The following is a 13,340-nucleotide window of genomic DNA, read 5'->3' on the forward strand; positions in this document are numbered from 1 at the left end:
TGTGCTTTATGAATGCGAAGTTCGTGAAAGTGGCTGCCGCGAAATCGCACGAACTTCGCATTCAGCACACTAGCCGCTGTCGCGCAGCACCAGCTCGAAGCCGAGATCGACGCGGCGCTCGCCGCCGCGCTCCAGCGTCAGCGTCGCCGCGGTACGGCCGATCGCGTCGCCATGCACGCTGATCGTGCTCAGGGTCGGCGAGATCAGCTGGCCCATTTCGAGATCGCCAAGCCCGATCACGGCGACCGGCTGCGCCGATGCAGGCCCGTCGCGCAGCAGCCCGGCCTTGCGCAGCCCGGACATGAAGCCGATCGCATGCGCATCGTTGGCGGCGAACACCGCATCGACACCAGGCAGCCGTGCGTGCGCCGCCACGCTGCCGGAATCCTTGCGGTCCAGGATCAACCGGCGCGGCTCGGCAAGGCCGCCGGCCAGTGCCTCGTCCCTGAAGCCGAACCAGCGGCGCGTGCCGCGTGGATCGTCGCCGCCGATGAAGGCGAGCTGCTTGCGGCCCTGCGCGACCAGATGCTTCGCGACGGCGACACCAGCCTTGTAATTGTCGAAGCCCGCGACCGCGTCGATCGGGTTTGCCGGCAGATCCCAGGTCTCGACGATCGGGATGCGCGCATTGCGCAGCAGGCGGCTGCCCTCCTCGGTCGCCGGCGAGCCGACCATGATGATCGCCTCGGGCCGCCGCGACAGCAGCGCCGCCAGCATGCGGTCCTCGCGCTCCGCGTCATAGCGCGACTGCGCCAGGATCACGGAGAAGCCGAGCGGCTCGAGCTTGTCGGACAGGCCCTGCACCGTGTCGGCGAAGATCGAGTTGGCGATGGTCGGCACCAGCACGCCGACCGAATTGGTCCGTGCGCTCGCCAGCGCGCCCGCCACCAGGTTCGGGATATAGCCGAGGTCGCGCATCGCCCGCTCGACCCGCGCCCGGGTCTCCGGCGCGACCAGGTCGGGCATCCGCACCACCCGGCTCACCGTGATCGAGGAAACGCCGGCGCGCTTGGCCACCTCTGAAAGGGTGGGCGCGGCACCGGCCGGGCCGGTCCCGGGGGCGGTCAGTTCGGAGCTCATGGGCCGGAGCCTGCACGATTCCGGGTTGCCAAGCCATGATGTTAGCGCTAGCATCACCTAATGTTAGCGCTAACATGGAACAGAAAGGGAGAAGCGGCATGATTTCGGACGAACAGGCCCAAGCTTACAAGCGCGACGGGGTGATCGTGGTCCCCGAGGTGCTCAACCAGGAAACCCTGGCGAAGGTGCGCACGGTACTCGCGGAGCTCGTGGCCGGCGCCGCCAGCGTGAGCGAGCACACCGACGTCTACGACCTCGAGCCGGGCCATTCGCCTGACAATCCGCGCGTCCGCCGCATCAAGGCGCCGCACAAGGTGCACCCGATCTTCGACGAGATCGTGCGCAGCCCCGCCGTGATCTCGATCCTCACCAAGCTGATCGGCCCCGGCCTTCGCCTGCACGGCTCCAAGCTCAACATGAAGTCGGCGCAATACGGCTCGCCGGTTGAGTGGCATCAGGACTGGGCATTCTATCCGCACACCAATGACGACATCCTCGCGATCGGCGTGCTGCTCGACGATTGCGATATCGAGAACGGTCCGATGCTGGTGACGCCGAGGTCGCACACCGGCGCCACGATGTGGGATCATCACGGCGAGGACGGCCACTTCGCAGGCCTGATCGATCCCGACCAGATTCAGGACGACATCAAGCGCGCGGTACCCTGCATGGGCAAGGCCGGCAGCATGTCGTTCCATCACGTGCGCGCGCTGCACGGCTCGGCGACCAACACATCGAACCGGCCGCGCAACCTGCTGCTCTATGAAGTGGCCGCCAGCGACGCCTGGCCGCTGATGGGCGTGAAGGACTTCGACGAGTTCAACAGCCGCTTGCTGGCTGGTCCGCCGGTGGTCGCACCGCGGCTCACCGATGTGCCGGTGCGGATGCCACTGCCGCCGGCGAAACGGCAGGGATCGATCTACGAGACACAGTCGGCGTCGAAGAAATCCTACTTCACGCGCGCCGCTTGAGACCTGAGACAATGCCCGCGGCCAGGCCGCGGGCATTGTTGCTTTCACGAGCACGATCCCCCGCGACAACGCAGCACGCGTTTGCGCGGAGATCGTGCCCGATCAAGACGACCATAAAAACAGACATAACGGGGAAACGAATGACCGAGATGGCAAGAGATGGCGCTCGCACATCGCGCCTGCGTGTGATCCTGGCCGCAAGCATCGGCTCCGCGCTCGAATGGTACGACTTCTTCCTCTACGGCACCGCCGCCGCGCTGGTGTTCGGCGAATTGTTCTTTCCGAAGAGCGATCCGGTGGTCGGCACGCTGTTGTCGTTCCTGACCTTCGGCGTCGGCTTCGTGGTGCGGCCGTTCGGCGGCCTTTTGTTCGGCATCCTCGGCGATCGCTATGGCCGCAAGCCGGTGCTGGTCTCCACGCTCCTGATGATCGGCATCGGCACCACCGCGATCGGCTTCCTGCCGACTTATGGGCAGATCGGGATCTGGGCGCCGATCCTCCTGGTCGCGATGCGCGTCATCCAGGGCCTTGGCGCCGGCGCCGAATATGGCGGCGCGGTGATCTATCTGGTCGAGAACGCACCGTCGAAGCATCGCGGCTTCTGGGGCGGCTTCGCGCCGCTCGGCGTCTCCGTCGGCAACCTGCTTGCGGCCGGCGCCTTCGCGCTGGTGACCATGCTGCCGCGCGAGGATTTGATGAGCTGGGGCTGGCGCCTGCCCTTCCTGGCGAGCTTCCTCCTGATCGTGGTCGGCATCTTCGTCCGCATGCGCATCACCGAGACGCCGGTCTACACCGAGGCGGTGGTCGCGCGCGGCAAGGTCGAGAGCAATCCGGCGATGGAAGCGTTGCGCCGACACCCGCGCAACTTCTTCGTCGTGCTCGGCGCCCGCATGGCCGAGAACGGGCTCGGCTATTTCTTCCCGGTGTTTGGGCTGAGCTACGTGATCACCACGCTCGGCGTGCCGAAAGCCGAGGCGCTCAGCGCGCTGATGCTGGCATTCACGGTCGAACTGTTTGCGATCCTCGGCTTCGCGGCATTGTCGGACCGGATCGGACGGCGGCCGGTCTACATGTTCGGCGCGCTGGCCGGCGTGGCGCTCGCCTTCCCGTTCTTCTGGATGGTCGGCACCAAGGAGTGGATCATGATCGCGCTGGCCTTCATCCTGGCGCGCGCCGTGGTGACGGCGGCGATGTTCGGGCCGCAGGCGGCGTATTTCGCCGAGCTGTTCCCGCCGCAACGCCGCTTCGCGGGCTTTGCCTTCGCCCGCGAGCTCGGCTCGCTGCTGTCGGGTGGTCCGGCGCCGTTCGTCGCCACCGCACTGGTGGCGGCCTATGGCACCTGGTGGCCGGTCGCCTGCTACGCGATGTTCCTGTCCGCCTGCACCGTCGTTGCGATCTGGATCGGGCCCGAGACCTACCAGGAGAACATCGCCGCCGACGAAGGCGAACAGGCCGAGCTTCCCGCGGCGATCCCGGCGCGGGCCTGATCGGTGGCGCAGCAACTGCGCGTCCTGCAGTCGCTCTGGGCGATGGAGCGACGGCTGGCCGATGAGGGCGAATGGCCGCTGCAAACCCAGCTCGCGATGATCCGCGATGCCGGGTTTGACGGCGCCGGCGTGCGCTTCATCGATCCTGTCTTTGCGCGCGAGGCGACGAGCTTCCTTCGCGCGCATGGCATGATCTGGCAGGCGCAATGCTACCCGAAGAGCGTCGGCGACCTGAAACCGGTGCTCGAGCTGGTCGCCCGGCTCGGCGCCGATCACGTCAATCTGCAGCCGGACGTTCGGCCGCGCCGGCTCGCGGATTGCATTCCGCTGCTCGAAGGCTGGCGGTGGCTTGCTGCCGAGGCCGGCATCGCCGTGCATGTCGAGACCCATCGCGACCGCATGACGACCGACCTGTTCTTCATGCTCGACCTGCTCGACTGCTTTCCCGATCTGCGGCTCACCGCCGATCTCTCGCATTATCTGGTCGGCCGCGAATTCGCCTGGCCGGTCGATGACGTCAACCACGCGATGATCCATCGCATCCTCGACAATGCCTGGGGCATCCACGGCCGCATCGCGAGCCGCGAGCAGGTGCAGATCTCGCTCGGCTTTCCGCAACACCAGGGCTGGGTGTCGCTGTTCATGGGCTGGTGGGACTACGGTATCCGCTCCTGGCGCAAGCGCGCCGGTCCCGACGCGACCCTGACCTTCCTGTGCGAGCTCGGTCCCCCGCCCTATGCCATCACCGGGCCCGACGGCAGGGAACTGTCCGACCGCTGGCAGGATGCGCTGGTCATGAAGGACATGATCCGCGCGCTGTGGGATCGTATCGCGAACGAGCCGCAAGGCGCGCTCCCGCATTGATTCAAGCAAGCCACGGCGGCATCCTGAACGCCACAATCCGGAACGCCGCGAGGACTTGTGCGCGACCGCTGGGCTTATCCGCTTCGATGCCTCGCCGCCGTCTCGGCCATGGCAGCCTTCGCGCATACGAAAGCGGCCGCGGCAGAGCTCGCCCTGAATGTCGCGACCCTGCCGCGCGTCGCGACCATCGACCCGCGTTTTCAGTCCTACAACATCGAGATGGTCGAGGTGACCGGCGGACGGTTCTGGAAGCCCTATGCAACCGCCGCCACGCGTCGGCGTGCAGAGACGGAGCGGTTCGCAGCTCGCACTCCGATCGACCTGCACGGTGGCAGGCTTCGCAAGCTCGCGGCAGCCCTCTCACCCGTCTATCTGCGCGTCAGCGGCACCTGGGCCAACAGCACGTTCTTTGCGGATTCCGAGACGCCACCGGCTGCACCGCCGGCCGGCTTCAACGGCGTGCTGACGCGACGGCAGTGGCGGGACGTGATCGAGTTCTCGCGTGCCGTCGACGCTCCGATCGTCACGTCCTTTGCGATCAGCGCGGGCGCGCGTGACGCCGAGGGGCAATGGAGCCCCGGGCAGGCCCGGCAACTTCTCGCTTTCACGCGATCGGCCGGCGGGCGTATCGCCGCAGCCGAGTTCATGAATGAGCCCGATCTGCCGACCATCGGCAGCGCCCCTAACCGCTACGATGCTGCGGCCTACGGCCGGGATTTTGCAGCGTTCCGCGCCTTCATGAAGGACACCGCGCCCGACGTGACGATCCTCGGCCCCGGCACGATCGGCACCGGCGCTGAGGCCCAAGCGCTTTTCGCCGTATCGGCAGCCGGCGTCGACGCGGTCTCCTATCATCACTATGGCGCGCTGTCGGCGCGATGCGGCGGTGATCGCAGGGCAAGGCATGCATTGTCGGACGAATGGCTGGCGCGAACCGGCGAGAGCCTCGCCCTCTACGAGACGCTGCGCGACCAGCTTGCGCCGGGCAAGCCGATCTGGCTGACCGAGACGGCCGAGACCGCATGCGGCGGCAATCGCCTGGCCGCAACCTTCGCCGACACGTTCCGTTACCTCGATCAGCTCGGACGGCTGGCCAAGGCCGGCGTCCAGGTGGTGATGCACAACACGCTTGCGGCGAGCGACTACGGGCTGCTGGACGAGCGAACTCATCTGCCGCGGCCGAACTATTGGGCTGCGCTGCTGTGGCGGCGGTTGATGGGCACCATTGTGCTCGATGCCGGTATCGCGGAGCGTCACGGCTTCCATGTCTATGCGCATTGCGCGCGCGACATGCCTGATGGAATAGCCCTGCTCGTCATCAACAATGACCGGCGGATGCGGCACAAGCTCACGCTCTCAGCCGCCTCGCAACGTTACACGCTCGCGAGCGAAAAGCCTGCCGACGGCAACGTTCAGCTCAATGGCGCGACGCTCTTGCTCGGGATCTCTGACCGTATCCCCGCCCTCAACAGCGACGCGGCTGTCGCCGGAACGATCGTCTTCGCACCCAGAACGATCACGTTCCTGATCGTCGCCGACGCCGGCAACGCCAATTGCCGGTAGCGGCCCGACGTCGCCTTACGCCGCGTCGCGGCTGGCGTCGGAGGATTCCGGCGGGCGCGCCACCAGATGGCCGAGCATGATGGCAGTCATCAGCCGCTCCATCTCGAGCCGCGCGGTGACATGCGACATGGTCGGCCGGCTACCGAGTGCGAGCTGGCTGACGTCGTCGATCGCCGTCAGTCCGCGCGGATAGAATTCGCGGAAGATCACGCGTTCGGCCAGGCCATCGACCAGGCGGAAATTCAGCGTCTTGGCCAATTCGCTCAAGGCTTCGCCGACCAGGCGCTTGTTGCGTGACCCAAGCGTGGAGAGGCGGTTGCGCAGCACCACCCACTCGAATGCCGGCTGATCGTGTGTGCTGCGCTGGCGCCGCGCCTCCTCCACCATCTTCGAATAGTGGCTGATGCCGGTCACCTTGAACTCGTTCGGATCGACGGTGCCGAGCACGTCGAAATCGAGGAAGCTGTCGTTGAGCGGCGTGATCAACGTGTTCGCCAGCGAATGCGTGAACGTCGTCAGATAGGTGTCATGGCCGGGACAGTCGATGACGACGAAATCGTGCGACCGGCCGAGCCGCTCGACGATCTCGGCAAGCGCGCTGCGCCCGAGCGTCTCGACCTCGCCGCTCCTGCCGCTCACCGTCTCGAAGCACATATGCGCGGGAACGCCGAGATCCAGCGAGGTTTCCCGCGCCCAGTCCCGCCGGTTCTCGACGTAGTGCGTCAGCGACTTCTGCTTGTTATCGAGATCGATGGTGGCGACGCGCTGACCCGCCTTGATCAGCGCGATGGCGATATGCATGGCAATTGTCGACTTGCCCGAGCCGCCCTTGTTATTTCCGACAACTATTACTCGTGCGTTTGTCATGGGAATCCATACCGGACGCTTGAGTGAAAGCAGGACGAAACAGAATTTAATGAATGGATCGAATCTCCCTGATTCGATGAATCTCGACAAGAGTCGCTGCTACATTGTCGTGATCGAAATCAAGAAGCTGCGACATCATTGTCACAGCTTCTTCGAGCACGTATCGTGAACGCAACTAGCGTCCCTGAAACACCGCGGCGCGGCGCTCAACGAACGACTTGATACCCTCGGCCGCATCTGATGTGTTGAGCACACGTTCGCGGATCTGCGGAATGATCGCGATTGCCGCCTGCTCGCCGGCTTCGATGAACTTGCGGCCCGCCTCCTTGGTCACCTGGATTCCAAGCGGCGCATTGCGCGCGATGATCTCCGCGAGCGCCATCGCGCGCTCGACCTGCTGGCCCGCCGGCACGACTTCCTGCACGAGACCGATCCGATGCGCCTCGGCTGCGGTGAACTCGTCGCACAGCAACAGGTGATACATCGCATCGCCCCACCCGGCGCGGCTGATATAGCGGAAATGCGCGCCCGCCAGCGGCGCGATGCCGCGCTTGGCTTCCATCTGGCAGAAGCGGCTGTCGTCCGCGGCGATCACGATATCGCCGGCCAGCATCATCTCGATGCCGACGGTGAACACGATACCCTGCACCGCCGTGACGATCGGCTTCCGGCAGCGCTTCGACAATCCGAACGGGTCGACGTTGCCCTCCGGCAGCGGCTTGCGCGTCGCCGTCGGACCGAAGAATTTCGGCATGTCGAGACCCGCGGTGAAACTGCCGCCGGCGGCGCAGAGCACCCCGACCCAGAGGCCGTCGTCATTGTCGAGCAGCGTCAGCGCGTCGGAAAGCTCAGCCATCATCTCCGGACTGAAGGCATTCTTCTTCGCGGGATTGTCGATGATGATCTTGAGGATGTGGTCGTGCCGCTCGTGGCGGACCCGCCCTTCGCTCGCGCTGCCGGACATCAGTTCCTCCCTGCTTTGTGACTGGATAATTTCTGGATGATGGTTGTCATCCAGATGCATGATGGTCATAATCCAGAAAGAGAGTCAAACAGGGGCGAGGCGAGATGGGCCATTCCCAGGCCGACAAGGCCAGGAGCCGTGAGCGTATTCTGAACGAGGCTGCGACGCAGATCCGCGACAAGGGCCTCGACGCGCTCAGCATCGGCGGCCTGATGCAGCAGGTGAAGCTGACCCATGGCGGTTTCTATGGGCACTTCGCCTCGCGTTCCGACCTGATCGCCGCGGCTCTGGAACAAGCGCTGCATGCAGGCGAAGCGTCGGCTCACGCGGCGCGCGATCCCGACAAGCCGGGCAATATCAGTACACTGGTGCGGAGCTATCTCAGCCGCGCCCATCGCGACTCGCCCAAGTCGGGCTGCGCGATCGGCGCGCTGATCTCGGATGTCGGTCGCGCCGATGCGCAGTGCCGCGCGGTGATGGAGCCGCACATCGAATCCTTCATCGCCAAGGTCGCCGAGACGTTCGGCGACGATGACGACGGCAACGCAATCCTCGCGGTGAGTGCGATGGTCGGGGCGCTGGCGATCTCGCGCGTCCTCACCGACCAGAAGCGGTCCGATGCCGTCCTGCGCACCGTGCGCGACAGCATCATCGCGATGGCGTCCGACGAATGATTTCGCCCGCGCCGCGGGCACCTTGATGGAGCAAGCCATGAACGACCGATCCGCCCTCGAGCCGACCGCCGTACAAGGAAGCGTGCTGATTGCCGGCGTCGGCGCGTCGAACGGCCTCGGCGCCGCGATTGCGCGTCGCTTTGCCGCCGGCGGCTATCCCGTCGCGATCGCCGGCCGCAACGCCGACAAGCTCGCCGCGACCGCGGCCGAGCTGGCCGCAAGCGGCGCAACGGTCGCGCATGTGGTCGGCGACGCCTCCACGGCGGCCGACGTCGCGCGCTTCGTCGCGGCGGCCGAGCGGCTCGCACCGCTCGCGATGGCTGTGCACAATGCAGGCTCCAACCGGCCGGCACCGTTTCTGAAGGTCAGCGAGCAGCGCTTCGAGGAGCACTGGCGCGAACACGCGCTCGGCGGTTTCCAGCTGGCACAGGCCGCGATCCCCGCTTTGCTTGCGCGCGGCGGCGGCACGCTGGTCTTTACGGGCGCCAGCGGTTCGCTGCGCGGCAAGGCCAACTACTCACCGTTCGCCGCCGCCAAGGCCGCGCTGCGCGCGCTGGCGCAGAGCGTGGCGCGGGAATTCGGGCCGCAGGGCATCCATGTCGGCCATGTCGTGGTCGATGGCGGGATCGAGGGCGACCGCCTGCTGAACATGCGTCCGCAATTGAAGGACGAGCGCGGGCCGGACGGCATGCTCAACATCGCGGCCATCGCCGACGCCTATTGGGTGCTGCATCACCAGCATCGCAGCGCCTGGACGCTGGAGCTCGACCTGCGGCCGTGGGCGGAGCAGTTCTGAACGCGCTGCGCCGCCCTCCCGCCCGTGAATATAGGTTGCGATCGGCCGGAATCTTGTCAGCTTATGCGGCAAGGTCCGTCGAGATCGCACCCTGTCCCGGGAGAAGGCCATGTCGCAGCCCACGCCGATCCTGCACCATTTCGATCAATCGCCGTTCTCCGAGAAGATCCGCATCATCTTCGGATTCAAGAAGCTCGCCTGGAGCTCGGTACGGATCTCGCGGATCATGCCGCGGCCGGACCTGATGCCGATGACCGGCGGCTATCGCCGCACGCCGACGATGCAGATCGGCGCCGACATTTATTGTGACACCCAGATCATCATCCGCGAGCTGGAGCGGCGCTACCCGACGCCGACGCTGTTTCCGGCAGGCAATGCCGGCGTGCCCTGGGCGCTCGGCATGTGGGCCGACCGGCCGTTCTTCCAGACCACGGTCAACCTCGTGTTCGGCTTCGTCGGCGACAGGGTCCCGCGGGATTTCATCGAGGATCGCGAGAAGTTGCGCGGCGGCAAGTTCGACGTCGCCGCCATGACCGCGGCGCTGCCGCAGATGCGCGACCAGTTCCGCGCCAATATCGACTGGATCGAGGCGCAACTCGGCGACGGCCGGCCGTGGCTGTTCGGCGAGTTCAGCCTCGCGGACGTCAGCGCCTACATGAACGTGTGGTACGCGCGGCAGAGCCTCGCCACGATGGACGAGATCATGAATTCCTTTCCGCGCGTTGTGGCATGGGAGGAGCGCATCCGCGCCATCGGCCACGGCACGCGCACCGAGATGTCGTCGGCCGACGCGCTCGAGATCGCGGCGAAGGCGCGGCCGGAGTCGCCTGTGTGCGGCGACCCCAGCGACCCGAACGGTCGCAAGCCCGGCGACGTCGTTGCCGTGATGCCGGATGACTACGGCAAGATCCCGGTGCGTGGCGAGATCATCTCGCTGTCGGCGCAACACATCGCGATCCGCCGGTCGGATGAACGCGTCGGCGAGGTGGTGGTGCATTTCCCGCGCGCCGGCTTCCTGGTGGTCCCGGGCTGATTGCCGCGGGCGCTCTATATCTGGCCTGGAAACGCTGCGTTTCGCGGCGTGACCTTGCCGGCCCGCTGAACCGGCAATAGCTCCCATCTATCTCCAACCCAAGGCTCCACAGCGCAGGCTTGCGGATCGATCCGCAGCAACCCGGCCTTTCGGCCTGCGTGCGATGGGTGGCCCGTGGCGGATCTCCGCCACGCCGACAACCGGACTGACCATGACGACCTCCGTCGAATTCGGGCTTGATACGTTTGGCGACGTCACCAACGACGCCGCCGGCACGCCGCTGCCCCATGCCCAGGTGATCCGCAACGTCGTCGACGAAGCGGTGCTGGCCGATCAGCTCGGGATCGATTTCATCGGGCTCGGCGAGCACCACCGCGCCGATTTTGCGATCTCCTCGCCCGAGACCGTGCTGGCGGCAATCGCGGCACGCACCCAAAACATCCGCCTCGGCTCGGCGGTGACCGTGCTGAGCTCGGACGATCCGATCCGCGTCTTCCAGCGCTTCGCCACGGTCGACGCGGTCTCGAACGGCCGCGCCGAGGTGATCCTCGGCCGCGGCTCCTTCACCGAGTCGTTCCCGCTGTTCGGCTTCGACCTCAGGCAATACAACGAGCTGTTCGAGGAGAAGCTCGATCTGTTCACCGAACTGCTCAAGCAGGAGCCGGTGACCTGGCAGGGCAAGCTGCGGCCACCGCTCAAGAACCAGTCGGTCTATCCGCCGGTCGAGCACGGCCGGCTGAAGACCTGGATCGGCGTCGGCGGCAGTCCCGAATCGGTGGTGCGCGCGGCGCATTACGACCTGCCGCTGATGCTTGCCATCATCGGCGGCGATCCCAAGCGCTTTGCACCTTATGTCGACCTGCACCAGCGGGCCTACCAGCAGTTCGGCCGCGAACCGAAGCCGATCGGCGTGCACTCGCCGGGCTATGTCGCCGAGACGGACGCGCAGGCACGCGAGGAGCTGTGGCCGGACTACAAGGTCATGCGCGACCGTATCGGCAAGGAGCGCGGCTGGCCGCCGATGGGCCGCGACGAGTTCGTGGCCGAGGCCGAGCACGGCTCGCTCTATGTCGGCGCGCCGGAAACCGTTGCTCGCAAGATCGCGGCGACCGTCAAGGCGCTCGGCGCGGCGCGCTTCCAGCTGAAATACTCGGCGGGCCCGCTGCCGCACGACAAGCTGATGAAGAGCATCGAGCTCTATGGCCGCGAGGTGGCGCCGATGGTGCGCGAGATGCTGGCCGCGTGACGCGCCAGAACCGGCATGACAAAGCAAAACCCCCGGCGTTTTCGCGCCGGGGGCTCTGTTAGATCGCGATCAGATCAACCGGTATTACCAGTTGCGCTGAGCGCGGAGCAGCAACATGTAGGTGTTCTGGTCCTTCAGCTCGTAGATTGCGCCGGGCTTGCCGATCGTCGGGCTGCCGGGGAAGGCGACCGTACCGGCGAAGCTCTGGTCCAGACGGGTGTAGGTGAAGTCGGCCGAGAAGGTCAGGTTCTTCACCGGGGTCCACTGGGTCTGCGTGCCGAGCTGCGCGATGCTGTAGTCGGGGTTGCAGGACGTCAGAGCCGAACCAGCACCGAAGAAGTTGCTGAGCGAGCCACCCACGCCGTTGCCGGCCGGACCGCAGATGTAGCCCTTGGCCGTGCTGTTGTAGTTAACCTGGGCCCAGGCACCGTAGATGCTGGTGTTCCAGTTCGGGTTCCAGTTGTGCACGTAGGCACCGCGGAAGCCGTAGGTCGTGATCAGCTGCTGCTGACCGCCGGTCACGAAGATCGAGTCCGGCGCGATGCCGAAGCCGATGCTCTGATAGGCGCCCGGAACGTTGGTTCCGCCGAAGATGGTGTTGCCACCAGCCGAACCGGCGAGGTCCTGGATGTTGTAGCGGGTTGCACCGTTGGTGTAGACACCCTGCAAGTTGATGGTGTCGCCAGGTCCGGTCGGGATGTTCTTGATCGACAAGGCCAACGCACCGGCCCAGCCCCACTTGTCGTCCGGATGACCGGTCAACTCGGTGCCGCCGTAGTAGGCCGCGTGGTTGTTATGCGCGGCGAACGATGCCTGGAACAGACCCCAGGCCTGATCGACGCGCAGCATCGCGACGAGATCCGGAGCGATCGTGCCGGCGTAGTCGCTGATACCGAACACGTTGGTGTTGCCGGGAACGCCGAAGGTGACCGGCGCGCCGAGGTTGACCACGCCAGCCTGATAGTAAGCCGTCTGGTCCTGAGCCGACAAAGACAGCGACACGCCGTTGCCGAACTGCGCGGTGTAGGTGAACTGGTTCACACCAGTGATCGTGCCGCCGCCGCCGACGAGACCGTCGTAGCTGTTGCCCGGGTAGTTGGCCCACGGAGCCGAGAACTGCGAGACCGCCTTACCGATGGTGAAGCCGGCGAACTGAATGAATGCGTAGTAGACACCGACCGTACCAGCGGCGACGTTACCAGAGCCGGCATTGTTCGGAGCCGCAGACGTACCGATCGGCGAGTAAACGGTCGAGCCGTTGCCCAGACCGGCATAGTTGTCTGTCGTCCAGGAGAACGTTGCATCGAAGAAGGTGCGGACCACGCCGTATTCGGTCGCGGTGCGCGTATCGATGTTCAGATCTTCACGCGAACGCCAGGTGTAGCCGTTGGTGAAGCGGTTGTTCGCACCACCAGCACCCGAGGTGTTGCCGGTGTGGTCCGAGTTGGTGTTCGCCAGAACGTCGACGCGCAGGTAGCCGCCCAGCTTGATACAAGTGTCGGTGCCCGGGATGTAGTAGAAACCGGGACCATACAGGGAGCAAACCTTCACGTACTCGACCGCTTTGGCCTTGACGGGAAGATCGGCCGCCTGAGCTCCGCCGACCGCGACGAGAGCCGCCGCCGAGCCGAGGATAAGGCTCTTAACCATCTTCATGTTAAACCTCCAAGTTGCTCTATCTCAGGGAAGGTTCCGGATCCGCCGGGTAAAACACCCTCAGGTTGGTTCCCTTGTCCCTTAAATCCCCGCTTAGTCGCTTCGCGTCTTCGGACACACCCGCATGAACGCGAGGGAC

The 13,340-nt window shown here is 65.7% G+C and carries 12 protein-coding genes; 8 read left to right on the forward strand and 4 right to left on the reverse strand.

Going from position 1 to position 13,340, the window contains the following annotated elements:
* Positions 1-69: 69 nt before the first annotated feature.
* The gene (locus Q2M23_RS37205) at positions 70-1,080 is read right to left on the reverse strand and encodes a LacI family DNA-binding transcriptional regulator (RefSeq protein ID WP_316398694.1); all 1,011 of its coding nucleotides are present in this window, start codon (positions 1,078-1,080) and stop codon (positions 70-72) included.
* A gap of 98 nt (positions 1,081-1,178) precedes the next feature.
* Between Q2M23_RS37205 and Q2M23_RS37210 the strand changes: the two genes are divergently transcribed.
* The 4 genes from Q2M23_RS37210 to Q2M23_RS37225 all read left to right on the forward strand — a co-directional run bounded on the left by Q2M23_RS37210 (position 1,179) and on the right by Q2M23_RS37225 (position 5,965).
* The gene (locus tag Q2M23_RS37210; protein WP_316398695.1) at positions 1,179-2,051 is read left to right on the forward strand and encodes a phytanoyl-CoA dioxygenase family protein; all 873 of its coding nucleotides are present in this window, start codon (positions 1,179-1,181) and stop codon (positions 2,049-2,051) included.
* Between the two features lie 140 nt (positions 2,052-2,191).
* Positions 2,192-3,538 (forward strand): MFS transporter, encoded by a 1,347-nt coding sequence (locus tag Q2M23_RS37215; RefSeq protein WP_316398696.1) that lies wholly within the window; start codon positions 2,192-2,194, stop codon positions 3,536-3,538.
* Between the two features lie 3 nt (positions 3,539-3,541).
* Positions 3,542-4,402, forward strand: coding sequence for a sugar phosphate isomerase/epimerase (locus Q2M23_RS37220; protein WP_316398697.1), 861 nt, complete (start codon positions 3,542-3,544; stop codon positions 4,400-4,402).
* A gap of 57 nt (positions 4,403-4,459) precedes the next feature.
* Complete coding sequence (locus Q2M23_RS37225) at positions 4,460-5,965, forward strand: hypothetical protein (RefSeq protein ID WP_316398698.1); 1,506 nt, start codon at positions 4,460-4,462, stop codon at positions 5,963-5,965.
* A gap of 15 nt (positions 5,966-5,980) precedes the next feature.
* On the opposite strand, the gene Q2M23_RS37230 is transcribed toward Q2M23_RS37225, so the two are convergent.
* On the reverse strand, positions 5,981-6,832 hold the full coding sequence (locus tag Q2M23_RS37230) for a division plane positioning ATPase MipZ (protein WP_082653669.1): 852 nt from the start codon (positions 6,830-6,832) through the stop codon (positions 5,981-5,983).
* A 175-nt stretch (positions 6,833-7,007) separates the two neighbouring features.
* Positions 7,008-7,796 (reverse strand): crotonase/enoyl-CoA hydratase family protein, encoded by a 789-nt coding sequence (locus Q2M23_RS37235; RefSeq protein ID WP_076824401.1) that lies wholly within the window; start codon positions 7,794-7,796, stop codon positions 7,008-7,010.
* 104 nt (positions 7,797-7,900) lie between these two features.
* Between Q2M23_RS37235 and Q2M23_RS37240 the strand changes: the two genes are divergently transcribed.
* The 4 genes from Q2M23_RS37240 (at position 7,901) to Q2M23_RS37255 (ending at position 11,545) form a co-directional block, all read left to right on the forward strand.
* On the forward strand, positions 7,901-8,470 hold the full coding sequence (locus Q2M23_RS37240) for a TetR/AcrR family transcriptional regulator (RefSeq protein WP_316398699.1): 570 nt from the start codon (positions 7,901-7,903) through the stop codon (positions 8,468-8,470).
* A 37-nt stretch (positions 8,471-8,507) separates the two neighbouring features.
* Positions 8,508-9,266, forward strand: coding sequence for an SDR family NAD(P)-dependent oxidoreductase (locus Q2M23_RS37245; RefSeq protein WP_057015277.1), 759 nt, complete (start codon positions 8,508-8,510; stop codon positions 9,264-9,266).
* Positions 9,267-9,375: 109 nt separating this feature from the next.
* Positions 9,376-10,299 carry a glutathione S-transferase family protein gene (locus tag Q2M23_RS37250; protein WP_316398700.1) on the forward strand — a complete coding sequence of 308 codons (924 nt, stop codon included), beginning with the start codon at positions 9,376-9,378 and terminating at the stop codon, positions 10,297-10,299.
* A 211-nt stretch (positions 10,300-10,510) separates the two neighbouring features.
* A complete protein-coding gene (locus tag Q2M23_RS37255; RefSeq protein WP_229190598.1) occupies positions 10,511-11,545 on the forward strand; it encodes an LLM class flavin-dependent oxidoreductase in 1,035 nt (344 codons plus the stop codon).
* A gap of 84 nt (positions 11,546-11,629) precedes the next feature.
* On the opposite strand, the gene Q2M23_RS37260 is transcribed toward Q2M23_RS37255, so the two are convergent.
* Positions 11,630-13,201, reverse strand: a complete 1,572-nt coding sequence (locus Q2M23_RS37260; protein ID WP_057015232.1) for a porin — start codon at positions 13,199-13,201, stop codon at positions 11,630-11,632.
* Between the last annotated feature and the right edge of the window lie 139 nt (positions 13,202-13,340).

This window comes from Bradyrhizobium sp. 33ap4 (assembly GCF_032654765.1).
Classification (GTDB): Bacteria; Pseudomonadota; Alphaproteobacteria; order Rhizobiales; family Xanthobacteraceae; genus Bradyrhizobium; species Bradyrhizobium australafricanum.

Excerpts from the sequence above, each read along its gene's own strand:
- Q2M23_RS37205 (WP_316398694.1), bottom strand. The coding sequence starts at position 1,080 with ATGAGCTCCGAACTGACCGCCCCCGGGACCGGCCCGGCCGGTGCCGCG.
- Q2M23_RS37210 (WP_316398695.1), top strand. The coding sequence starts at position 1,179 with ATGATTTCGGACGAACAGGCCCAAGCTTACAAGCGCGACGGGGTGATC.
- Q2M23_RS37215 (WP_316398696.1), top strand. The coding sequence starts at position 2,192 with ATGACCGAGATGGCAAGAGATGGCGCTCGCACATCGCGCCTGCGTGTG.
- Q2M23_RS37230 (WP_082653669.1), bottom strand. The coding sequence starts at position 6,832 with ATGACAAACGCACGAGTAATAGTTGTCGGAAATAACAAGGGCGGCTCG.
- Q2M23_RS37235 (WP_076824401.1), bottom strand. The coding sequence starts at position 7,796 with ATGTCCGGCAGCGCGAGCGAAGGGCGGGTCCGCCACGAGCGGCACGAC.
- Q2M23_RS37240 (WP_316398699.1), top strand. The coding sequence starts at position 7,901 with ATGGGCCATTCCCAGGCCGACAAGGCCAGGAGCCGTGAGCGTATTCTG.
- Q2M23_RS37245 (WP_057015277.1), top strand. The coding sequence starts at position 8,508 with ATGAACGACCGATCCGCCCTCGAGCCGACCGCCGTACAAGGAAGCGTG.
- Q2M23_RS37250 (WP_316398700.1), top strand. The coding sequence starts at position 9,376 with ATGTCGCAGCCCACGCCGATCCTGCACCATTTCGATCAATCGCCGTTC.
- Q2M23_RS37255 (WP_229190598.1), top strand. The coding sequence starts at position 10,511 with ATGACGACCTCCGTCGAATTCGGGCTTGATACGTTTGGCGACGTCACC.
- Q2M23_RS37260 (WP_057015232.1), bottom strand. The coding sequence starts at position 13,201 with ATGAAGATGGTTAAGAGCCTTATCCTCGGCTCGGCGGCGGCTCTCGTC.